Consider the following 19714-nt stretch of genomic DNA (forward strand, 5'->3'; position numbering starts at 1 on the left):
GCACCGACTATCCGACCTGCAGTCATGCAGTTCCCACCGGAACAGACATGTTGGTTTCTCATCGGGCTAGCCCGAGCACCAGCCTGCGATCGAAGCCTGCCTGCTGCTGATCGAAGATCGGGTCGGACTTAGCCGCGCGCTCGAGGGTCTTCTCGAACGCGTATCGCGCCTTCACCATCGCGACGGAGGTCTGGAGCAGATTGGCCGCTCGTTCCCATCTTCCCTCGTCGGTCGCAGTACGTACGATGTGCGTGGCTAGAATGTCCCTTATTGCATGTGGTCCGAAGGCCATGCGGCCCTCGACCGGTAGTCCGGTCAGCGGATCGATGACCCAATTTAACCGTGTAAAGTCCCTGATGATCTGACCGAGTGCGTCGTAGGTCATCGCTGTACCATTGGAGTCGGGGAACAGCACCGAATACACCCGCTTGCCCTTGCGGATCGCGCGGTCGGACAGGAGAGGAAGGCAGTTTTCGACGTAGTGATCGAAGAGATGGGCCAAGCCCCACCAGTCGTGGCAGTAGCGCTCGTAGTCACGCTTGGTATCGGGGGTTCCGAAGAAATCGACCTGCGAGAAGTTCTTGAAGGATTCCCAAGGGATATGGAGTCTCAGCCCGATGGGGGTATCGCCATCGCGATCAAGGACGATCTGACCGCCATCGCCCGATCTGTAGAGGAGCTCCCGGATGTTCTGCGATCGGAGGCATGTGACACAGAGCAGAAGGAAAACGAGCAGGTTGCGGACCGCGATCGCATGAAGCATCGGTTGCGCTTCCTGCTTCGGCAGGGCACCATAGGCGTGTTCGATCATCGCGGTAACGTGGTCCAAAGGTCTTTCGGCTTCCAGTATCTCCTGGACAGGTTCGAACGGATCACGCGATTTCTCGACAAGCCGCTTCATGTACGAATACATGTTCCCGAGGCGCGCATTCGTATCAATCACGAGACGCAGCCAGTCGTCTTCCGCCCTCGCGCGAAGGTCGTCCGGAACGAGCGGGCCGAGCGAACCGAATTCCTCGGGCGTCTTCGAATACCTGGTCGCGTCCTCCTCACGGTCGAAATCCTCGAACGTGAATTTGCGCGCCCTGATGCTGTCGAGGCCCTCGCATGATCCCAAGGGGCGCTCGTCGGCCTGTATCATGGGCAAGAAGATGTCGCTTCGCTGCGTGATGAACCCGTAGCGCGGATGCATCAGCATCCTGATGAAATGCACGAAGTTTAGATCATAGGCCGTCAACAGCGGCTGAAGCGGCACGTCCTCGTCGGGATCGACGCGGAGCCGCGAGCAGAAGTCGATATAGGCTAATACCACCTTCCTGTTGAGGAGGAGGGCCAACGAAACCCGGTCCGGTTCCAGACCGAGCCCACCCAGTTCCGCAGACGCGCATGCATACCGGGCGAAGCGTTCGATGTGCCTTCGAAATATCTTCGCCGAGTCCTTCTCCCAGGCGCCGTTGGGGCTCCTCTCGAGTTCGGGATCGATCGCGCTCTTGTGTGCGACTATCTGTTCGACCTCGTTGAAGATCGGGCAAGACCTCGCCGGTGGGGGCACCTTCTTCCAGTACTTGCTTCTGGCATCCTGCGAACGCGTGAAATCCCGGTCCTGACGCTCGACCTTCGCCTCGTACAATTGGACGCGTCGCCTCAATTCGTCGTCGTCCAGCGACAGATCGCGCCCCTTCGCTCTGCGTCTGGATCGGGGAACTCTCCAGTTACTCGCAGACGAGCCTGCCTCCCGGTCTGGTCGATCGCGGCGCTCTCGACAGGGTGATGGAAGACCGCGACCGGTTCGCCGGATTCAGGTCCGCGGTGAACATCCGAATGGCGCATGCCGATCCGGAAAACGCGCTCGACGCGGCGAAGGTCTCCGACGAGTGTTTCGCCCTCGTGACACGCGCCTACCTGAAGCATTCCGGCCTGGACCTGCTGCCGGATCGGATCGTCGGGGAGACAGCGATACTGTGGTACCGACTTCAGCAGGGGTTCCTATAGAGACGCGAGCCATCGACGGTAGCTACAGCAACTCCGGCCTCGGTGAGGTTCATCATCCACATGAACACACGGCCCGGTTCCTGACGCGAAAGACGGTCGAGTTTCTCGCAGAGAAGAATGACCCCGTCCGGGTAGCGCCCTGCTTCGACATCCCTCACAAAGTGACCAAGCGACCCTGTCGATGCGTGTTCGCCCTTGAAAGCGCTGATGCCATCATCGACCAGTTCGTCGATCACCGCCCAACCGTTCTCGGCAGCATGACGACGGCAGTCGTCTCTCTGTCGCTGGAGACTCGATCCCTTCCCCTGTTCAGCGCTCGACCAACGAATATAGATCACGCAGTCCATCGGAAGCTCACTTATCGGAAATATCGATTTAGGTGTAGCCGTATCTTACCTGAAAAGATTATGCCCGCCCGCCGCGGCGATCTCCAGCGCGCGCTTGGCGGTCTCCTGCCCCTTCACGCGCTTGAGATCGGGGCCGGGCGGGGCGGCTTCGACTACGCCCGGTTGCGGTTCGGGAAGGCGTTGAGTGCCCTTCAGATGATTGAGCAGGCTGGCGAGATCGGGCGCTGCCACCACCGGAACCTCGCTCGCCCATTTCGCTTCCGAGCCCTGCGCGCGCGGACAGATCAGACCGCATTCCTGCTCGCTCGCATGGATCGCCGCGAGCAACACGCCGGGCGAGGGGACGATGCGGGCATCGAGTGCGAGTTCGCCGACCGCGATATATTCGGTCAGCTGTTCGGCATCGGTGACGCCCATCGCCGCGAGCAGGGCCAGCGCGATCGGCAGGTCGTAATGCGACCCTTCCTTGGGGAGATCGGCGGGGGACAGGTTCACCGTGATCCGCTTGGGCGGCAGGGCCAGGCCCATGGCGGACAGGGCCGCCTGCACGCGTTCGCGGCTCTCGCCCACCGCCTTGTCGGGCAGGCCGACGACCATGAAACGCGGCAGGCCGGGCGCGACCTGGCACTGCACCTCCACGGCGCGCGCCTCCAGGCCGAGATAGGCCACCGTGCGAACCAGTGCGACCAAACCAAACCCCCGAAATGTCCCCGCCGTTAACCGTTCTTTGCGGGGAGAAGCGCCGCCTGTCGAGTGCGAAGGCGGCTGAAAAGCGCGGATCGCGTAAACGGACATGAAGGGCCTGTTAGGGAAAGCCGTTGGGAGCTCTGCAAGTTCGCGCGGCGATACCGGTCTCATGACCCGACTCGCTCCCTTCGCGTTCGCCGCTCTCGCAACCTGCGCCGCTTCCCTGGTCGGCGCCGCGCCCGCTGCGGCGCAGTCGCTCGGCGTGATCCATCTTCCCAGCCAGCCGCTGGTTCTGGAAGCGCATCATCCGAAACTGCCCTACGTCATGCCGAGCGCGGTGATCCCCGGGCAGGCGTTGGTTTATGCCGTGGCCCCGACGGACCTTCCGGCATGGAGCCCATCGCATTCGGTCCAGACCTCCGTTGGGCGCGCGCAGACGCAGCGCTTCGTCGAATCGCATCGCGTTCGCCCCACCTACGGGGCGGTCGAATACGGACCGTTCCGGGTCATCGACGGGCAGACCGTCGCTCTCTTGGGCGAGACCGATTCGCGTAGTCCGGCGCATTTCGCGCGACTCCTGCGCGACCATCCCGGTCTGGCGCGGCTCGAAATGGTGGAATGCCCCGGCACGCTGGACGATCGGGCCAATCTCGAACTCGGCCGCATGATCCGCCGCGCCAGGCTGTCGACAGTGGTGCCGGCCAACGGCTCGGTGCGATCCGGCGCGGTCGAACTCTTTCTTGCGGGCGTGGAGCGCCGAATCGACAATGGCGCCGAGTTCGCGGTCCATAGCTGGCGCGACGAATACGGGCGCGAAGCTAGCGATTTCTCCATGGAGGCGCCGCAGAACCGCACCTATCTCGACTATTACCGCGAGATGGGCATGGATGAGGGGCAGGCCCGCGCTTTCTACGCCATGACCAATTCGGTCCCGCATCATCGCGCCCGCTGGATGCGCGCGGGCGAGATGCGCGAATGGGTGGGCTATCGCGCGCCTGTCGAACGGCCTATGGTCGAGCGCAGCCCGATGCCGGTCCAGCGGGCGCAGAACCCGCGGATCGCCTATCTCTCGCTCGAGGTGTCGTGATCCCAAATCCGCTTGACGGAGGCGCAGGGCTACTCTAAGCGCGCCTCCTGTCAGCGGTCGCCTGAACGGGCGGCCCTTTTTATTGGTGCGGCCTGTCCGCACCTCCGATCTATATTCTTGAGGACGATCCGATGAAGCGGACTTTCCAGCCTTCGAACCTCGTACGCGCCCGTCGCCACGGTTTCTTCGCCCGCAAGGCGACTCCCGGTGGCCGCAAGGTCCTGCGCGCCCGCCGCAAGCGCGGCCGCAAGAACCTCTGCGCGTAAATTGAGCGCACCCGTTTAGGCGGGTGCCTTCTCCTCGCGCCTGACGGCGTTGAGGGCGGCCAATCGGCCTTGCGGGCTCCTTACGGAGCCCGTTTTCGTGCGCGTGTCAGATTTTTTGTGGCAGAGCGATATCGGCAGGCAATTGCCTGGTTGTAGCCCGATCCGCGACCAGCGGATCGCAAGGGCGACCGCCCGCCCGCAGCGCCGCCAGGCGCGAGGACATCGCGAGCGCGGACGCGCTTGTGCAAAACCAAAGACTCTCTCTCCCCTCCAAGCTATCCTCCCGGCATGACCGCTCCCCTTTCAACCATCCGCAAGCGCGCGGACTTTCTCGCGGCGAATCGCGGGCTGCGCGTGGCGCGACCGGGCTTCGTGCTGCTGGCGCACCCGAATGACGGACGGGGCAAGCGCTTCGGCATCACCGTGACGAAAAAGGTCGGCAATGCCGTCATCCGCAACCGGATGAAGCGGCGCTTTCGCGAATTGCTGCGCGCGGCTTTGCCGGAGCGGGGGCTGGCCGATCACGATCACATTCTTATCGGGCGCGATGGCGGGATCGAGCGCGATTTCGCTGCGCTGGCCGCCGAGCTGGACGAAGCCCTCGCCCGCGCCGCTGCGGGCAAGGGCGACAGGCGGAGGCCGCCCCATCGCTCGCGGGCCTCTCGTTCTCTGGGGCGCGGCAAGGCCGGGGGAGCGAAGGCCTGAAGATGAAGTACCCGCTTATCTGGATCGCGAGGGCCTGGCAGTGGGGGCCGAGCCGCATTCTGCCGCCGACTTGCCGCTTTGCCCCCTCATGCAGCGAATATGCGGTGCAGGCGCTCGACAAGCATGGTGCAATCAGGGGTGGATGGCTCGCGCTGAAGCGTATAGTGCGCTGCCACCCATGGGGTGGCCATGGCCACGATCCGGTGCCTTGAGGGGCGTGCACTTGTTTCGAACCATGCTGCCATATCTTGATAATACACCTGGCGGATCCCATTCTCTCCGGCAGGCAATCGACGAACGGGACCGACCTTGAACAATTCGCGCAACCTGATCCTTGCGGTGGTGCTCTCGGCATTGCTGTTATTCGGCTGGGACGCTGCCATGGGCTGGCTGTATCCCCAACCGGTGGAGGTCCAGCAGGCCGAGAAGGTGGACACGCCCGCCGAAAACGCGGCCCTTACCAATAGCGGGACCAATAACGGCGGCACTGTCGGTGCCGGGCCGGTGGCCCCCACGGTCGATCTCGCCACCGCACTGCGGGGCGGCAACCGGGTGCGGATCGATGCGCCGCGCGTGCAGGGATCGATCAATCTCGAAGGTGCGCGGATCGACGATCTGGTGCTCAAGGATTACCGCGAATCGACCGAGCCGGGGGCGGATTACGTTCGCCTGTTCGCGCCCGAGGGGACCGAGACCCAGCAATGGGCCGAATTCGGCTTCCTCGCCAACGGGCAGCGCGCTGGCATGGGCGCGACCTGGACGGCCGATGGCGACGTGCTGTCGCCCGACAGCCCGGTCGTCCTAACGCGCACGGGCGAGGATGGCCTGCGCTATCGGATCGCACTGTCGATCGACGATGAATACATGATCACGGCGCAGCAGACGGTCGGCAATCCGGGCCAGAGTGGCGCGGTCATCCAGCCGTTCTCCTACATCGCGCGCACCAGCGACACCGCGACGAAGGATATGTGGATCGCCCATTCGGGGCCGATCGGCGTGTTCGACGGATCGGCGGATTACGACTTTGATTACGACGATGTCGCCGAAGCGGGCAGCGTGGCCGCGCCCGGCCGCGCGGCGTGGCTGGGCTTTACGGACATCTACTGGCTTTCCGCGCTGGTCCCGGTTCAGACCGCCGAGTTCCGCGCCGATTTCCGCAGCCTCGGCAACGATCTCTTCCGCGCCGACCTGATCCACGATCCGGTGACTCTTGCGGGAGGCCAGCAGACTTCCAGCAGCACCCGCCTGTTCGCGGGCGCGAAGGAAAGCGCCGTGCTCGACGCCTATCAGGATTCGGGCATCACGCAGTTCGGGCTTGCGATCGACTGGGGCTGGTTCCGCTGGTTCGAAAAGCCGCTCCTGTGGCTGCTGCGTTTCTTCAACGGGGTGGTCGGCAATTTCGGCGTCGCGATCATCCTGCTGACGGTGGTGGTCCGCGGGCTGATGTTCCCGGTCGCGCAGAAGCAGTTTTCCTCGATGGCCGCGATGAAGGCGATCCAGCCGAAGATGAAGGCGGTGCAGGAAAAATATAAGGACGACCGGACTAAGCAGCAGCAGGAAATCCAGAAGCTGTTCAAGGACGAAGGCGTCAATCCGCTTGCCGGGTGCCTGCCGCTGATCCTCCAAATTCCGATCTTCTTCGCGCTCTACAAGGTGCTGATCCTGGCGATCGAGATGCGGCACGAGAAGTTCCTGTGGGTCCACGACCTGTCCGCGCCCGATCCGTGGAACCTCGCCAATGGATTGGCGGCCTTGGGTATCGAAGTGCCGAGCTACCTGATGATCGTGTTCGGGATCGGCGTGCTCGCTCTGCTGCTCGGCTTCACCATGTGGCTGACGTTCAAGATGAACCCCAGCGCGATGGACCCGGTCCAGCAGCAGATCTTCTCGATCATGCCCTGGATCCTGATGTTCGTGATGGCGCCCTTCGCCGCCGGCCTGCTGCTCTACTGGAACACCAGCAACATCCTGACGCTGGCGCAGCAGAAATATCTCTATTCCAAGAACCCGCAGCTGCGCGCAGCGGCGGAGAAGGAACGCGCGGAAAAGGCCGCTGCGGCGGCAGCGAAGGCGAACGGGTGAGTATCCTCCTCGTCATTGCGAGCGCAGCGAAGCAATGCATCGCGGTCGCGCGTCACGACGTGGATTGCCGCGCGTCCTTCGGTCGCTCGCAATGACGAACGATCGGGAAGAAGCCGAACAGGCGGACTTGATCCGGCGCGCAGGCAAATTGTTCTCGGGCCGGGTGGATTTCCTCCTGTCCGCGCCCCAGCTCAAATTCCTGCCCGATCCTGACGTGCCGGAAATCGCGTTCTGCGGTCGCTCAAACGTCGGCAAGAGCTCGCTGCTGAACGCGCTGACAGGCCGCCGCGCGATCGCGCGTACCTCGGTGACGCCGGGGCGCACGCAGGAGCTGAACTTCTTCGAGGTGGGCGAGCCGACGCTGTTCCGCCTCGTCGACATGCCTGGCTACGGGTTCGCCAAGGCGCCGGTCGCGGTGGTCGAGAAATGGCGCAAGTTGGTCCGCACCTATCTGCGCGGGCGGCAGGTGCTGGCGCGCAATCTGGTCCTCGTCGACAGCCGCCACGGGCTGAAGGATGTCGACCGCGAGATGATGAAAATGCTCGACGAGGCGGCGGTCGGCTATCGCGTGGTCCTGACCAAGGCCGACAAGATCAAGGCAAGCGACCTCGCCAAGGTCGTCGCCGCCACCGAAGCCGAAGCCAAGAAGCACGTCGCCGCCTATCCGCACATCCACGTGACGAGCAGCGAGAAGGGCATGGGGATCGACGAACTAAGGGCGGCAGTGCTGAGCGACGCGGGGGTCTAGGCGGCTTTCGGCGGTTTGCTGCTGCGAATTGAATGTCCGATTTTAAGGTGCGTTGCCGACTGTCGGTTTTCAGAAAGCCAATGTAGAAACCTGCCATTCGCGCCTACAGGGGCTCCGACATTACTCTTGCTTTGCCGGCCCCGTCCCGGAAGCGTTTGTCCTCATCGCTCGCGGTACGCGTCGATGATCTCGACCTGTTCTCCGACCAGAATCAACGTGTTGTCATGGTCGAGAAAGGTCTTTTCGTCGGGGAAGACGGTGTTCTTGTACGTGTCCGAGGTCAATACCTTTTCCATGCCGTCCTCGCTGTCGAACCATAATTCGGCGGTCCCGTCGAAATCGGCGTTCTGCGCGGCGTCGGTCTTCAGTTCGATGGGGTGGGTTTGGATGTAGCGCAGGCAATGGGTTGCCGCCTCCGGAATGGAGCGGAATTTTGGTCCATGCACTTCGATATGGTGCTTCACGAATTCCTCATGGCTGAGGTCATCCTTGCGTTTCAGGAACATGGTCATCTTGATCATAGAACGGTCTTTCCTTGATAAGGGTCAGAGACTGGGCTGCGGCTTCCATCGCGGCATCGGGCAATCCTCCGGGTAATCGATACCATCGGGTGTCGAGATCAGCTCGATCAACATGCCCCATGGTGCGCGGGCGTAGACGCCCGAATTTCCATTCCCATCCTCGACCCCTGCAAGCGGGTGGGGATCGGAGAGCAGCGCGCCGCCCGCATCCTTCAGGCGTGTGACGGCATCGTCCATATCGTCCACGTAAAGCGCGATATGCTGGAGACCGTAATCGGCCAGGCCCGCAGCGTCGGCCTGTTCGGCGTTCTCTATACGGAACATCTCGATATTGGCGGAATGGCCGATCCGCATCAGACGCATGTGCTCCACTCGCGCACCTTCGGGAAGGCCGAGCTGGTGCTCCACCTCTTGGCCTTCCATTGGATCGGCATCGGCGGGCAGTACGTCATAAAGCGTGCGGGCTCCGAAGGTCAGTTTGAGGAAGTGCGAGGCGGCATCGATATCGGGCACGGTCACACCGACATGATCGATCCCGCGAACGCCCGGAGCGGCATCGTCAGGCTCGGCGGTTGGAGAAAGCTCGGTCACATCCGAGGCGCCGCCTTCGACAAGCTCCTCCAGCGCCGCGTTAAAAGCCTTGGTGTGGCTCATGTCGAGGTGCCGCTCGAACGCCGCCTTGTCGCGATAGCGCTCGATCATCAGCCAGCCTCGTTCGCTATTCGGTTTGGCGAACACCTCGAAGGCTTCGTTGCCCGCTTCCCTGCGAACGGCGGAGGCGAGTTCGGCGATGTGGGATGCCAGTTCGTCCTCGCGCCCCGGCAGGCCGGTGCATTGGGCCATCATGATATGCGGCATAAGTTGGTCTCCTTGTGTCGGACTCACCTTTCCAATTGCCGCGCGGTAAGTCGCGTTCCGCGAAGCTGGCCAGAAAGCGAGGTGAAGTGCATAAGTTCAACATGGTTGAAAGTTTGCGCGGATGAACAAGCCGATCCAATCCGTGGAGCGCGCGATGCGTATGCTCGAAATCATTGCCCGCGCCGATGGCGCTGCAAAACTGAGCAAGATTGCAGCCGAGGCGGGGATCAGAGCATCCACCGCACATAACATCCTCGCCACGCTTTCTGCGCTCGGCTATATTCAGCGACCCGCTGCGGGATCGGACTATCGTTTGGGGAGCCGCATTCTGAACCTCGCTCGGATCGCAGCCGATGACGACGATTTGCGGCGGCAATTCAGACCCTTGGTCCATGATGCGGCGGAGCGGTTCGGCGAGTCGACCTACCTGATCGTACCCAGCGGAGACGAACTCTACTATCTCGACGGTATCGAGAAAGCGAACAATCCGACCGCGCACAGCCGATTGGGGCAGCGCGAATCCCTGTCCGGCTCGGCCATCGGCCTGGTGCTTGCCGCCTTTATGCCGGGCGTGGCCCGTTCGCTGGAAGCGACGCAGGGCGACGAAGCGCTCTTAGCGCTCGATATGGTTCGCCGGCGCGGTTTCGCCATCGAGCAGGGCGATTACCAGTCCGGCCTGCACTGCGTTGCGGTTCCACTGCGTCGGGATGGAGAAACCGTCGCCGGCTTGTGCTTGAACGGCGCGGCCAGTCGATTGCCGCAAACGAAGCTCGAGGGGATAGCGGTGGCGATCGCGGACATGGCGCGGAAGAGTTCAAGCGGCTGAGTAGCGTTTCGCGAAAGCAATCATGTGGCGGCTTGTAAGAAAGACGCGAAGGTGTCCCAACGACCGAAATCGAGGCCGTTTACTGACAACCCGCTAGTCATAGATTCAATGGCCCGCGAACACTCACTGAGTCGTTCTATCTCGCAAAGATCATCGCGTCGTCCGCAAATGCCTTGAATTCCAGCGCATTGCCGCTGGGGTCGCGAAAGAACATGGTGGCCTGTTCGCCCGGCTGGCCCTTGAAGCGGATGGTCGGCTCCATGGCGAAATCCGTGCCTGCCGCGATCAGCCTGTCCGCCAGTTTCTGCCAGTCCCCCATCTCCAGCAGTACGCCGAAATGCGGGACGGGCACGTCATGGCCATCGACCTCGTTGCTGGCGCGATCTCCTGCATTTCCGCCCAGATGGGCGACCAATTGGTGGCCGAAGAATTCGAAATCGACCCATTCCGCCGAACTGCGCCCCTCCGAACAGCCGAGCAGGTCGCCGTAGAAGGCGCGCGCCTCCGAAAGATCGCGGACGGGGAAGGCGAGGTGGAAGGGGCGCAATGTCATGATGCTTTCATATCGCTGGCCGAGCGACGCGCCTAGAGCCCGCATCCGCCTCGACAGCCCTCGGCAGAGCCTCTACCGCGCATCCAACCAAGCGGGGCATCCCATGAAACTGATCATCGGCAACAAGAACTATTCCAGCTGGTCGCTGCGCGCCTGGCTCGCGGTCAAGCAATCGGGCCTCTCCTTCGAGGAAATCACCGTGCCGATGTTCGGCGAACAATGGGAAAGCGCCAAACAGCAGGACGGCTTCCAGGCCTCGTCGGGCAAGGTGCCGATCCTGTGGGATGGGGAGACGGTGATCTGGGACAGCCTCGCCATTCTCGAATATTGCGCCGACAAGGTCGGGCGCGACCGCTTCTGGCCCAAGGACGATACCGCGCGAGGCATGGCCCGCGCGATGGTTGCAGAGATGCATTCGAGCTACGGAGCGTTGCGCAGCGAATGCCCGATGAACATCCGCAAGCGCTTCCAGGGCGTTCACCTCACCGATGCCTGCAAGCACGACATCGTCCGCATTCTCGGCCTGTGGGCGGAGGCGCGGGCGCGTTTCGGTGATGGGGGGCCGTTCCTGTTCGGCACGTTCGGCGCGGCGGACGTGTTCTACGCCCCCGTGGTCAGCCGCTTCATCAGCTACGGAATCGGCGTGCCCGGTTTCGCCGCGACCTATATGGAAGCGGTGTGGGAGCATGACTGGATGCAGAGCTGGATCGCGGCCTCCGACAACGAGGAATGGGTGATCGAACAATACGAAACCGCGCCCGGAGAAGCCTGATGCGCCTTCTTACGATTTTCGTCGCCGCTCTGGCGATGGCCGTTCCGCAAGCGGCGTCGGCCTGGGGGTTCTACGCCCACACCATCACCGCCGACATCGCCGAAGCGAATGTGAAGCCCGAGACGCGTCGCGCGATCGAGCGGCTGATGCGGGCCGAGGATCAGATCGGCACGCCCGACTGTCCGCTGGCGACGATCCAGGATGCGTCGGTCTGGCCCGATTGCTTGCGTGGCGAAGGCTGGCGCTGGGCCTATACCTTCCCCTGGCATTACCAGACCGAACCGATCACCGAGGAATACAGCGACCGCAAGAACTGCTCGGGCGGGTCCTGCGTCAGCGCACAGATTACGCGCAACCAGCGCGTCCTCGCCGATGAGAGCCTGCCCGCCAATGTCCGGCTGGAGGCGCTCGCCTTCCTCGTCCACTTCGCGGGCGACATCCACATGCCGCTCCATTCGGGCGATCACGACGATCGTGGGGGCAACGATCGGGTGGTCGATTACGGGATCGTGTCGGAATTGAACCTCCATTGGATCTGGGACGGCCCCTTGGCCGAGCGCGCGATCAGCGGCAATCCGCCGGTGGTACGCCGCTACACCGATGCCGAGCGCGCCGAACTGGCAGGTGGCGGCCCGGCGGATTGGGGCCGCGAGAGCTGGCAGCTGTCGCGCGATTTCGTCTATCCCAACGCCTATGGCTGCGATCCGTGCACCGGCGATTTGGCGGAACGCACCGTCCTCGACCAGCAGGCGATCGATCGCGCCATCCCGATCGCGCGGCGGCGCGTACTTCAGGCCGGGTTGAGGATCGCCGAAGCGCTCGACGCTGCCTTCGCACCGGGGCCGCTAGCGACGGACGAACGTTAGGCCTGGCGTTAGGCCGGGCGTTCCGCGTCGTAGCGGGTGCCGTCCTTGCGGGCATAGCCTGCCGCGTCGAATACCATGTCGATGTCGGGATATTCGCCCGAATCCTCGTTCCTGTCCCCACCGCTGATCGCCACGAACACGCATGGTTCGCCGCTGCGATTGTGGAGCCGGTGCCCGTTCTCCACACCGGCCGGCCAGGCGAGCACGTCGCCGGGGCGTACGACCATCTCGCCCGCATCCTCGATCAGCACCGCTTCGCCTTCGAGCATCACTACCAGCTCGTCCTGCCCGCGATGCCAGTGGCGCTGAGAGGAGAACGCACCCGGTTCCAGCGTTACATGACTCGCGCCCAGTCTGGTAAGCCCCGCAACCGGCGCGAGGCGGCGATACCAGCGGCCTTGTACGTCCGCATCGTACGGAGCCGGGTAGCCGGTGAGATTGGTCTGCGGGATCGCATCGAGATCGAGCTTGGGCATGGGCGCACACTCCTGCTAGCGGGCTGAGAATGACCGATGTTCTCGACTTCGCCAAGCGCCTGATCGCCGCGCCCAGCGTCACCCCCGCCACCGGCGCGGTGTTCGACGCGATGGAAGAGCTGCTCGTCCCGCTGGGCTTCACAGTCACGCGCTTCACGCGCGGCGATGGCGAGACGGGAACGCCCGAGGCTCCGGTCGAGAACCTCTTCGCCATACGCCGCGGCCCTCCGGGATCGAAGCATTTCGCTTTCGCCGGTCATCTCGACGTGGTCCCTCCGGGCGAGGGCTGGGCGAGCGGCGCGTTCGAGCCGGAGATCAGAGGCGACCTGCTCTACGGGCGCGGCGCGGTCGACATGAAGGGCGCGATCGCCTGCATGGCGGCGGCGGTGGCCGATGTGCCGGAGGATGCGGGGACGGTCAGTTTCATCATCACGGGCGACGAGGAAGGCCCCGCGCTCCATGGCACGCGCGCGCTGATCGACTGGATGCGCGATCATGGCGAACAGCCGGACCTCTGCCTCGTGGGAGAACCCACCAGCGTGAATCGGCTGGGCGACATGATGAAGATCGGCCGCCGGGGCTCGGTCAATATCTGGCTGGAGGTCGAGGGGACGCAGGGCCACGTCGCCTATCCCCACTTGGCCGACAATCCGATTCCCAAGCTGGTCGCCATGCTGGCGGAACTCGACGCGCTGGTGCTCGACGAAGGGACCGACTGGTTCCAGCCCTCCAATCTCGAGATCACCGATCTGGAGGTCGGCAACACCGCACACAACGTCATCCCCGCCATGGCCAAGGCGCGCATCTCGATCCGCTTCAACGACACCCATTCGGGCGCGTCGCTTTCCGAAAAAGTGGTCGCCATCGCGAAGAAGCATGGCGGCACCGCGTTGCCGATCGTGTCGGGCGAGCCCTTCCTGACCCCGCCGGGCGCGTTTTCCGCGATCATCGCCGAGGCGGTGAAAGCCGAGACGGGCGTCGATCCCGAGCCATCCACCACCGGAGGCACGTCCGATGCGCGCTTCCTGCGCGCCGTGTGTCCGGTGATCGAATTCGGGCTGGTCAACGCGACCATGCACAAGCGCGACGAGGCCGTGGCGGTGGAGGATCTGCGCGTCCTGGCCCGGATCTACGCCCGCATCGTGAAGGCGGCCCTGGCCTGATCTTTCCCGTTTCGGGGAGGATACGTACGAGCACGCTTCCCTTCCGCCACCGCTTTGCGTAGCTTCGCGCGAAATTCGGGTAGGGAAGCCAAAACATGAGAACCTGGTTCGCCATTCCGCTCTGGGAGCGGGTCATCGCCGCGCTGATCCTCGGCGTGATCGTCGGCTTCATATGGGGGCCGGGCGCGGAGAGCATCAAGATCATCGGCGATATCTTCATCGCCTTCATCAAGATGCTGGTCGTCCCGCTGATCTTCTTCAGCCTCGTCGCGGGCGTCGCCAGTATCGGCGACTTGCGGAAGCTCGGCAGCGTCGGCTGGCGGGCGCTGCTCCTGTTCGTCGTGACCGGGCAGATGGCGGTCTGGTTGGGGCTCGCCATCGGCAGCTTCTTCACACCCGGTTCGCGGATCGACGGCAGTACGATGGCGCTCGATCAGAGCGCGCTCGAAAACGCGCAGGCGCGCCAGGAACAGGCGGTGGGCTTCCGCGACATGATCCTGGAGGTCGTGCCCGACAGCCCGGTTCAGGTGATGGCGGACGTCAACGTCCTGCCGCTGATCGTCTTTTCGCTGCTGATCGGCATCGGCATCCTGATGGCGAAGGAAGAGGGCAAGCCCGTGCTGGCCATCTTCGAAAGCGGATCGGTGGTGATGCAGAAGGTCACCATGATCGTGATGGAACTCACCCCGTTCGGCGTGTTCGCGCTGATGGCGTGGGTGGCCGGCACTCTGGGGCTCGAGGCGTTGCAGGCGCTCGGCATCCTCGTCGCGCTGAACTATCTCGGCTGCCTGCTCATCATCGGGTTGATCTATGCCGGGATGATCAAGTTCGTGGCGAAGCTGCCGGTGATCGATTTCTTCCGCGGGATCACCGATGCGATGGCGGTGAGCTATTCCACCGCCAGCTCCAATGCGACCTTGCCTGTCACCTTGCGCTGTGCGGAGCGCAATCTGGGCGTGTCGAACTCGGTCGCCGCCTTCGTGATCTCACTGGGCGCGACGATCAACATGAACGGCACGGCCATGTATCTCGGCCTCGCCACGATCTTCGGCGCGCAGGCCTTCGGTGTGGACCTGACCTGGAACGATTATTTCCTGATCTCCATCCTCGGCACGCTGGGTGCGATCGGCGCGGCGGGCATTCCGGGGGCGGGCCTGATCATGATGGTGCTGGTGTTCGGCGCGGTCGGCGTACCGCTCGAAACCATCGCGCTGGTCGCGGGGATCGACCGGATCATGGACATGATGCGCACCACGACGAACGTGTCGGGCGATGCGGCGGTGGCCGTGACGGTGGCGAGCATGACGGGAGAGCTCGACCGCGCGGAGATGATCTCGGCGGACGATGTGTAGGAATCAGGAGCCCATCGTGTCTTTCGTCCGATCGACATATTCGACCGGCACGAATTCGCCCAACCCGCACACAGCGCCTTGCGACGCCCCGCCGCCGATCGGGTCGATCACGCGGACGGTCTGATTGGCGCATAATTGTCCGGCCAGCGGCTCGTAGGCGATCGATCGCAGCGATCCGAGGCGCGGGCAGGGCGAGGGCAGCGTGTTGCGATAGATCGTCGCGCCCAGTCGGAAATCGATCGTGCGGTCGTCCTGCACCGTCTGGCGCGATATCAGCGAGGTGTTGATGCAACGCTGAGCCTCCCCCACCGCAGCGGCGGGGCGCGCATCGCTCACGAAATCGCGGCCGGTGTCGAGCGGGGCGCAGGCTGCTACCAGCGTCAGCGGCATGGCAATCAGGATGGGGCGGAGCATCGGTCGTCTCCTCGAAAGCGCAGGGACTATGCCTTTCGAACCGGTGCCTTGCGCTGCGGTTCCGGCACCTTCTTCCTGTAGCTGCACAGATCCGCCACCGAACAGCGCCAGCATTCGGGCGTGCGCGCCTTGCAGATATAGCGGCCGTGCAGGATCAGCCAGTGATGCGCGTGCAGGCGGAAGGGCTGGGGGACGCGGCGTTCCAGCTTGGCCTCGACCTGATCGGGCGTCTTGCCCTTGGCGAGGCCGGTGCGGTTGCCGACGCGAAAGATGTGTGTGTCGACCGCGAAGGTCTCCTGCCCGAACCAGCAATTGAGCACGACATTGGCGGTCTTGCGCCCCACGCCGGGGAGGCGGACGAGATCGTCGCGCGTGTCGGGTACTTCGCCCCTGTATTCGTCGACCAGCAGCTGCGAAAGCGCGATCACGTTCTTGGCCTTGGAATTGAACAGGCCGATCGTCTTGATGTGCTGCTTCAGCGCCTCCTCGCCGAGGTCGAGCATCTGCTGAGGCGTTTCGACCATGGCGAACAGCGCCCGCGTCGCCTTGTTGACGCCCACATCGGTCGCCTGCGCCGAGAGCGCCACCGCCACGACGAGCTGGTAGGCATTGCCGTATTCGAGTTCGGTTTCGGGCGCCGGATTGTCCTCGGCGAGGCGGCGGAAGAATTCGAAGATCTGGTCCCTGGTCATGCGTCAGAGGCCGAGGACGTCGTCCATCCGATAGCGCCCTGCCTCGCGCCCGACCAGCCACTCCGCCGCGCGGATAGCGCCGCGGGCGAAGATCGAGCGGTTTTCCGCACTGTGGGACAGAGTGATGCGCTCTTCCTCGCCCGCCAGGATCACGCTGTGCTCGCCCGCCACCGTGCCGCCGCGAAGGCTGGCAAAGCCGATGGCGCCCTGCGCCCGCGCGCCGGTCTGGCCGTCGCGGCCCCGCTCCGTGTTGTCCGCAAACGCAATGCCGCGCCCTTCGGCGGCGGCCTCGCCGAGAAGAATCGCGGTGCCGCTGGGGGCATCGACCTTGCGTCGATGGTGCATTTCGAGGATCTCGATATCCCAGTCCGGGCCCAAACGCTGCGCCGCCTCGCGCACGAGATGGGCGAGGAGGGTTACGCCCAGCGACGTATTGCCCGTCTGAAGCACGGGCACCGCGCGCGCGGCGTTGTCGATCGCCAGATGGTGGCGCGCCTCCAGCCCGGTCGTGCCGATCACCAGCGGGATGCCCGCTCCGATGGCGGCATGGATATTGGCCTCGAGCGCCTGGGGCGCCGAGAAGTCGACCAGCACGTCCGACCGGTCGGCAAGGCCCGCCGGATCGCCCCCGCGATCGATCCCGCCCGACAGCTCGTGGTCCGATCGCTCCACGACGGAGATCAGGGCCGCGCCCATCGCTCCTCCGCTGCCGATGATGCCGATGCGCGCCATTGCCACTCCCCGCTCGCCTGTGCTTCAACGCCCGCATGGCCGACCGATCCGACATACGCAATATCGTCATTCTCACCGGTGCGGGCGTCAGCGCGGAAAGCGGCATCGACACCTTCCGCGCCGAAGGTGGCTTGTGGGAGCAGCATCGGGTCGAGGATGTCGCCACGCCCGGAGCGTTCGAACGCGATCCCGAGCTGGTGTTGCGCTTCTACGACATGCGGCGCGAAGCCATCCAGACCAAGCATCCGAACCCCGCGCATCAGGCGCTGGCGAGGCTCGACCGCGAATGGAAGGGCGAGCTGCTGATCGTGACGCAGAATGTCGACGACCTGCACGAACGCGCCGGGGCGAAGCGCGTGCTCCATATGCACGGCACCCATCTCAACGCCTGGTGCACTGCCTGCGACGCGCGCAGCCCGTGGCGTGGCACGCTGATCGACCGGCCCGCCTGCCCCGAATGCGGCGAAAAGGCGCTGCGACCCGATGTCGTCTGGTTCGGCGAGATGCCTTACGAGATGGACCGGATTTTCGGCGCATTGCGTGAGGCGGATCTGTTCGTATCGATCGGCACGTCGGGCGCGGTCTATCCCGCCGCCGGTTTCGTGCGGAATGCGCGCGATCTGGGGGTGGCGACGCTGGAGCTCAATCTCGAAGCCAGCCAGGGTTCGCACTGGTTCGCCGAATCCCGCCACGGCCCTGCGAGCGTTCTGGTGCCCGAATGGGTGGAGGAGATGCTCGGCTGACGATCGCGCCGGGGCAATCGGTTCAGCGCGAGAGGCGCCAGCGGCGTCGCAGCCACCATCCCAGACCCGCGAAGAACAGGGCGAGGCCGGCGATGGCGAGGAGATAATGCGGCACCCGTTCCAGCCGCGCGCCGAGGCCCGCCAGCGTGGCTGCGAGGCTGTATCCGACCATGCTGACCAGGCTCGCCCAGAGCAGCGCCGCCAGCGCGTTCAGCGCGGCAAAGCGCCGCCAGCTGATCCTGGTCGTGCCGATCGCGATCGGGCTGACCGTGCGCAGGCCCCAGAGAAAGCGGAAGATCAGGATGAAGCCGGTCGGATGCCGCGCGATCGCGGCGAGCGCGCGGGCGAAGGCGGGCTTCGCGGTCCAGCGGGTGAGGCGCGGATGATGGCGATAGCGGCGCCCGATCAGGAAGAATATCTGATCGGCGAGAAACGACCCGGTCGCTGCGGCGGCGATGACCAGCGGGAGCGCGAGGAGGCCGCGATGCGCGAACAATCCTCCCGTGGCGACCGCCGTTTCGCCCTCGACCGCAGCACCCACGAACACCGCCAGAATGCCAAAGCGCGCGATCAGCGCCTCAATGGTCATCCTCGCGATCCGCACCCCCGGCAGGCCGGGTCCTTCGAGATGCGGAAGCTGCGCATCGCGGGGGCCATCCCGTCCATGAGATGCACCGTTCCCCATTGGGCGCCGCCGTAATCGGTCACGCCGTCGAGCAGGGCGCGGATCGACTGCATGGCGGCGAAGCTGGCGGTCCAGCCCGCCATCGCGCCCAGCATCCCATCTTCGGCACAGGTGTCGCAATCATCCGCATCGAAAGCATCGCCGACGAAACAACGATAGCAGGCTTGGTCGGCGCGGTGCCCGGCAAAGGCGCCGACCTGGCCCTGGAAACGCCCCACCGCGGCGGCCATCAGGGGGATGCCCGTCCGCACACAGGCATCCGACACGGCGAGGCGCGTGGCGAAGGTGTCCGTCCCGTCGAGGACGAGATCTGCGTCCCTCACCAGCGCTTCGGCATTGGCCGCATCGATCCGGCGATCGCTGATCGTCACGTCGAGCTCGGGGTCGAAACCGGTGATCCAGCGCTTCGCGATCACCGCCTTGCCATGGCCGATATCGCGCGTGGTGTAGAGCGTCTGGCGCTGGAGATTGGACAATTCGACCCGGTCGTCGTCCACCAAAGTCAGTTTCCCGATACCCGCCGCCGCCAGATACTGGAGCGCCGGGCTGCCGATCCCGCCGAGCCCGATCAGGACCAGATGCCTGCGCGCCAGCGCGACCTGGCCTGCGCCCCCGATCTCGGGCAGGACGATATGGCGTGCGAACCGATCGAGGCGCGCTTCGGATAGGGTAGGGGCAGCCGTCATGCCTCGCTGTCCTCGGCAACGCGCTCTTTCCTGAAGCCATGCATCCCGTTCCACCATTGCAGCGCGATCACCGCGCCCTTGGACGGCTGGATCAGCGCCAGCAACATCGCCACCGCCAGAGCGAAGACGATCGCGGTGAGGGCGAGGATCGACAGGTCGAAATCGAGCACCAGCATGATGAGGATCGGGGCGAGCACGTGCCCGGTGATGAAGATCGCGACATAGGCGGGAAAATCGTCCGATCGCTGCTCGCGCAGGTCGAGCGCGCAGCACGGGCAGTGATCCTTCGGCTTGAGCCAGGCGCGGAACAGTTTTCCCTCGCCGCAGCGCGGGCATTTGCCGAGAAACCCGCGCAGCAGCGCTGCCGGAAAATTCTGTGGCAATTCGTAAGGTAGAGGGGGAGGGGCCATGCGAAATCCCTAGGCGCTTCCAGCCCGGCTCGGAACCACTTTTCGACCTTG

25 protein-coding genes and 1 pseudogene are annotated in these 19714 nt (G+C 64.3%); 13 read left to right on the top strand and 13 right to left on the bottom strand.

Translation table 11 applies throughout. The annotated features are described in order from the left end of the window. Positions 1 to 58 precede the first annotated feature (58 nt). On the bottom strand, positions 59 to 1630 hold the full coding sequence (locus GRI47_RS00220) for a hypothetical protein (RefSeq protein ID WP_160659416.1): 1572 nt from the start codon (positions 1628 to 1630) through the stop codon (positions 59 to 61). Positions 1631 to 1770: 140 nt separating this feature from the next. Here GRI47_RS00220 and GRI47_RS00225 point away from each other — a divergent pair, with 140 nt between their 5' ends. Further along, positions 1771 to 1992, top strand: coding sequence for a hypothetical protein (locus GRI47_RS00225; RefSeq protein WP_160659417.1), 222 nt, complete (start codon positions 1771 to 1773; stop codon positions 1990 to 1992). On the opposite strand, the gene GRI47_RS00230 is transcribed toward GRI47_RS00225, so the two are convergent. Both GRI47_RS00230 and GRI47_RS00235 read right to left on the bottom strand, forming a co-directional pair. Further along, entirely contained in the window at positions 1974 to 2339 is a 366-nt protein-coding gene (locus tag GRI47_RS00230) for a recombinase family protein (RefSeq protein WP_160659418.1), read from the bottom strand. The genes GRI47_RS00225 and GRI47_RS00230 overlap by 19 nt on opposite strands. Positions 2340 to 2393: 54 nt before the next feature. Beyond that, positions 2394 to 3029: pseudogene (locus tag GRI47_RS00235) on the bottom strand (magnesium chelatase domain-containing protein); the annotation flags it as partial. Positions 3030 to 3195: 166 nt separating this feature from the next. Between GRI47_RS00235 and GRI47_RS00240 the strand changes: the two are divergent. The 6 genes from GRI47_RS00240 (at position 3196) to yihA (ending at position 7914) form a co-directional block, all read left to right on the top strand. Then, positions 3196 to 4113 (top strand): alpha/beta hydrolase, encoded by a 918-nt coding sequence (locus tag GRI47_RS00240; RefSeq protein WP_160659419.1) that lies wholly within the window; start codon positions 3196 to 3198, stop codon positions 4111 to 4113. Between the two features lie 131 nt (positions 4114 to 4244). After that, complete coding sequence (rpmH, locus tag GRI47_RS00245; protein WP_067678623.1) at positions 4245 to 4379, top strand: 50S ribosomal protein L34; 135 nt, start codon at positions 4245 to 4247, stop codon at positions 4377 to 4379. A gap of 288 nt (positions 4380 to 4667) precedes the next feature. Next, the gene (rnpA, locus tag GRI47_RS00250; RefSeq protein ID WP_160659420.1) at positions 4668 to 5084 is read left to right on the top strand and encodes a ribonuclease P protein component; all 417 of its coding nucleotides are present in this window, start codon (positions 4668 to 4670) and stop codon (positions 5082 to 5084) included. A gap of 2 nt (positions 5085 to 5086) precedes the next feature. Then, positions 5087 to 5296 (top strand): membrane protein insertion efficiency factor YidD, encoded by a 210-nt coding sequence (gene yidD / locus GRI47_RS00255; RefSeq protein WP_160659421.1) that lies wholly within the window; start codon positions 5087 to 5089, stop codon positions 5294 to 5296. Between the two features lie 97 nt (positions 5297 to 5393). Beyond that, positions 5394 to 7166 (top strand): membrane protein insertase YidC, encoded by a 1773-nt coding sequence (gene yidC, locus GRI47_RS00260; protein WP_160659422.1) that lies wholly within the window; start codon positions 5394 to 5396, stop codon positions 7164 to 7166. Positions 7167 to 7257: 91 nt separating this feature from the next. Continuing rightward, positions 7258 to 7914: a ribosome biogenesis GTP-binding protein YihA/YsxC gene (gene yihA, locus GRI47_RS00265; RefSeq protein ID WP_160659423.1), complete on the top strand. Its 657-nt coding sequence runs from the start codon at positions 7258 to 7260 to the stop codon at positions 7912 to 7914. A 161-nt stretch (positions 7915 to 8075) separates the two neighbouring features. On the opposite strand, the gene GRI47_RS00270 is transcribed toward yihA, so the two are convergent. Together GRI47_RS00270 and GRI47_RS00275 are read right to left on the bottom strand one after the other, a co-directional pair. Then, the gene (locus GRI47_RS00270) at positions 8076 to 8426 is read right to left on the bottom strand and encodes an EthD domain-containing protein (protein ID WP_160659424.1); all 351 of its coding nucleotides are present in this window, start codon (positions 8424 to 8426) and stop codon (positions 8076 to 8078) included. A gap of 33 nt (positions 8427 to 8459) precedes the next feature. Beyond that, positions 8460 to 9293, bottom strand: coding sequence for an antibiotic biosynthesis monooxygenase (locus GRI47_RS00275; RefSeq protein ID WP_160659425.1), 834 nt, complete (start codon positions 9291 to 9293; stop codon positions 8460 to 8462). 121 nt (positions 9294 to 9414) lie between these two features. Between GRI47_RS00275 and GRI47_RS00280 the strand changes: the two genes are divergently transcribed. After that, positions 9415 to 10119: an IclR family transcriptional regulator gene (locus GRI47_RS00280; RefSeq protein WP_160659426.1), complete on the top strand. Its 705-nt coding sequence runs from the start codon at positions 9415 to 9417 to the stop codon at positions 10117 to 10119. Positions 10120 to 10255: 136 nt separating this feature from the next. On the opposite strand, the gene GRI47_RS00285 is transcribed toward GRI47_RS00280, so the two are convergent. Further along, positions 10256 to 10672 carry a VOC family protein gene (locus tag GRI47_RS00285; protein ID WP_160659427.1) on the bottom strand — a complete coding sequence of 139 codons (417 nt, stop codon included), beginning with the start codon at positions 10670 to 10672 and terminating at the stop codon, positions 10256 to 10258. A gap of 103 nt (positions 10673 to 10775) precedes the next feature. Between GRI47_RS00285 and GRI47_RS00290 the strand changes: the two genes are divergently transcribed. Then, positions 10776 to 11444, top strand: a complete 669-nt coding sequence (locus tag GRI47_RS00290; RefSeq protein ID WP_160659428.1) for a glutathione S-transferase family protein — start codon at positions 10776 to 10778, stop codon at positions 11442 to 11444. Continuing rightward, positions 11444 to 12310, top strand: coding sequence for a S1/P1 nuclease (locus tag GRI47_RS00295; protein ID WP_160659429.1), 867 nt, complete (start codon positions 11444 to 11446; stop codon positions 12308 to 12310). The genes GRI47_RS00290 and GRI47_RS00295 overlap by 1 nt, the downstream gene beginning before the upstream one ends. 8 nt (positions 12311 to 12318) lie before the next feature. Here the strand turns inward: GRI47_RS00295 and GRI47_RS00300 are convergent, their stop codons facing one another. After that, positions 12319 to 12786 (bottom strand): cupin domain-containing protein, encoded by a 468-nt coding sequence (locus GRI47_RS00300; RefSeq protein ID WP_160659430.1) that lies wholly within the window; start codon positions 12784 to 12786, stop codon positions 12319 to 12321. Between the two features lie 29 nt (positions 12787 to 12815). On the opposite strand from GRI47_RS00300, the gene dapE reads away from it, so the two are divergent. Together dapE and GRI47_RS00310 are read left to right on the top strand one after the other, a co-directional pair. Beyond that, entirely contained in the window at positions 12816 to 13949 is a 1134-nt protein-coding gene (gene dapE, locus GRI47_RS00305; RefSeq protein ID WP_160659431.1) for a succinyl-diaminopimelate desuccinylase, read from the top strand. A gap of 95 nt (positions 13950 to 14044) precedes the next feature. Beyond that, entirely contained in the window at positions 14045 to 15301 is a 1257-nt protein-coding gene (locus tag GRI47_RS00310) for a dicarboxylate/amino acid:cation symporter (RefSeq protein WP_160659432.1), read from the top strand. A 3-nt stretch (positions 15302 to 15304) separates the two neighbouring features. Here the strand turns inward: GRI47_RS00310 and GRI47_RS00315 are convergent, their stop codons facing one another. Genes GRI47_RS00315 through dapB form a run of 3 tightly spaced genes read right to left on the bottom strand, consistent with a single transcriptional unit; the run spans position 15305 to position 17139 of the window. Beyond that, entirely contained in the window at positions 15305 to 15715 is a 411-nt protein-coding gene (locus GRI47_RS00315) for a hypothetical protein (RefSeq protein ID WP_160659433.1), read from the bottom strand. A gap of 26 nt (positions 15716 to 15741) precedes the next feature. Further along, positions 15742 to 16407: an endonuclease III gene (gene nth, locus GRI47_RS00320; protein WP_160659434.1), complete on the bottom strand. Its 666-nt coding sequence runs from the start codon at positions 16405 to 16407 to the stop codon at positions 15742 to 15744. A gap of 3 nt (positions 16408 to 16410) precedes the next feature. Further along, positions 16411 to 17139, bottom strand: a complete 729-nt coding sequence (gene dapB / locus GRI47_RS00325; RefSeq protein WP_160659435.1) for a 4-hydroxy-tetrahydrodipicolinate reductase — start codon at positions 17137 to 17139, stop codon at positions 16411 to 16413. Positions 17140 to 17174: 35 nt separating this feature from the next. On the opposite strand from dapB, the gene GRI47_RS00330 reads away from it, so the two are divergent. Next, positions 17175 to 17882, top strand: a complete 708-nt coding sequence (locus tag GRI47_RS00330) for an NAD-dependent deacylase (protein ID WP_160659436.1) — start codon at positions 17175 to 17177, stop codon at positions 17880 to 17882. Positions 17883 to 17904: 22 nt separating this feature from the next. Here the strand turns inward: GRI47_RS00330 and GRI47_RS00335 are convergent, their stop codons facing one another. The 3 genes from GRI47_RS00335 to GRI47_RS00345 are packed head-to-tail and all read right to left on the bottom strand — an operon-like array spanning position 17905 to position 19663. After that, the gene (locus GRI47_RS00335; protein WP_160659437.1) at positions 17905 to 18471 is read right to left on the bottom strand and encodes a DedA family protein; all 567 of its coding nucleotides are present in this window, start codon (positions 18469 to 18471) and stop codon (positions 17905 to 17907) included. Further along, on the bottom strand, positions 18468 to 19253 hold the full coding sequence (locus tag GRI47_RS00340) for a HesA/MoeB/ThiF family protein (protein WP_160659438.1): 786 nt from the start codon (positions 19251 to 19253) through the stop codon (positions 18468 to 18470). The genes GRI47_RS00335 and GRI47_RS00340 overlap by 4 nt, the downstream gene beginning before the upstream one ends. Beyond that, a complete protein-coding gene (locus GRI47_RS00345) occupies positions 19250 to 19663 on the bottom strand; it encodes a DUF983 domain-containing protein (protein WP_160659439.1) in 414 nt (137 codons plus the stop codon). Before GRI47_RS00345 ends, GRI47_RS00340 begins: the two co-directional genes overlap by 4 nt. Between the last annotated feature and the right edge of the window lie 51 nt (positions 19664 to 19714).

It is taken from the genome of Qipengyuania pelagi, from assembly GCF_009827295.1.
In the GTDB taxonomy this organism is placed as follows: domain Bacteria; phylum Pseudomonadota; class Alphaproteobacteria; order Sphingomonadales; family Sphingomonadaceae; genus Qipengyuania; species Qipengyuania pelagi.

Coding starts and splice junctions, on each gene's coding strand:
- rnpA (WP_160659420.1), top strand. CDS start 4,668: ATGACCGCTCCCCTTTCAACCATCCGCAAGCGCGCGGACTTTCTCGCG.
- GRI47_RS00290 (WP_160659428.1), top strand. CDS start 10,776: ATGAAACTGATCATCGGCAACAAGAACTATTCCAGCTGGTCGCTGCGC.
- nth (WP_160659434.1), bottom strand. CDS start 16,407: ATGACCAGGGACCAGATCTTCGAATTCTTCCGCCGCCTCGCCGAGGAC.
- GRI47_RS00345 (WP_160659439.1), bottom strand. CDS start 19,663: ATGGCCCCTCCCCCTCTACCTTACGAATTGCCACAGAATTTTCCGGCA.
- GRI47_RS00230 (WP_160659418.1), bottom strand. CDS start 2,339: ATGGACTGCGTGATCTATATTCGTTGGTCGAGCGCTGAACAGGGGAAG.
- GRI47_RS00340 (WP_160659438.1), bottom strand. CDS start 19,253: ATGACGGCTGCCCCTACCCTATCCGAAGCGCGCCTCGATCGGTTCGCA.
- GRI47_RS00280 (WP_160659426.1), top strand. CDS start 9,415: ATGAACAAGCCGATCCAATCCGTGGAGCGCGCGATGCGTATGCTCGAA.
- GRI47_RS00275 (WP_160659425.1), bottom strand. CDS start 9,293: ATGCCGCATATCATGATGGCCCAATGCACCGGCCTGCCGGGGCGCGAG.
- rpmH (WP_067678623.1), top strand. CDS start 4,245: ATGAAGCGGACTTTCCAGCCTTCGAACCTCGTACGCGCCCGTCGCCAC.
- yihA (WP_160659423.1), top strand. CDS start 7,258: ATGACGAACGATCGGGAAGAAGCCGAACAGGCGGACTTGATCCGGCGC.
- yidD (WP_160659421.1), top strand. CDS start 5,087: ATGAAGTACCCGCTTATCTGGATCGCGAGGGCCTGGCAGTGGGGGCCG.
- GRI47_RS00225 (WP_160659417.1), top strand. CDS start 1,771: ATGGAAGACCGCGACCGGTTCGCCGGATTCAGGTCCGCGGTGAACATC.
- dapB (WP_160659435.1), bottom strand. CDS start 17,139: ATGGCGCGCATCGGCATCATCGGCAGCGGAGGAGCGATGGGCGCGGCC.
- GRI47_RS00335 (WP_160659437.1), bottom strand. CDS start 18,471: ATGACCATTGAGGCGCTGATCGCGCGCTTTGGCATTCTGGCGGTGTTC.
- GRI47_RS00240 (WP_160659419.1), top strand. CDS start 3,196: ATGACCCGACTCGCTCCCTTCGCGTTCGCCGCTCTCGCAACCTGCGCC.
- GRI47_RS00330 (WP_160659436.1), top strand. CDS start 17,175: ATGGCCGACCGATCCGACATACGCAATATCGTCATTCTCACCGGTGCG.
- GRI47_RS00310 (WP_160659432.1), top strand. CDS start 14,045: ATGAGAACCTGGTTCGCCATTCCGCTCTGGGAGCGGGTCATCGCCGCG.
- GRI47_RS00285 (WP_160659427.1), bottom strand. CDS start 10,672: ATGACATTGCGCCCCTTCCACCTCGCCTTCCCCGTCCGCGATCTTTCG.
- GRI47_RS00295 (WP_160659429.1), top strand. CDS start 11,444: ATGCGCCTTCTTACGATTTTCGTCGCCGCTCTGGCGATGGCCGTTCCG.
- GRI47_RS00270 (WP_160659424.1), bottom strand. CDS start 8,426: ATGACCATGTTCCTGAAACGCAAGGATGACCTCAGCCATGAGGAATTC.
- dapE (WP_160659431.1), top strand. CDS start 12,816: ATGACCGATGTTCTCGACTTCGCCAAGCGCCTGATCGCCGCGCCCAGC.
- GRI47_RS00315 (WP_160659433.1), bottom strand. CDS start 15,715: ATGCTCCGCCCCATCCTGATTGCCATGCCGCTGACGCTGGTAGCAGCC.
- GRI47_RS00300 (WP_160659430.1), bottom strand. CDS start 12,786: ATGCCCAAGCTCGATCTCGATGCGATCCCGCAGACCAATCTCACCGGC.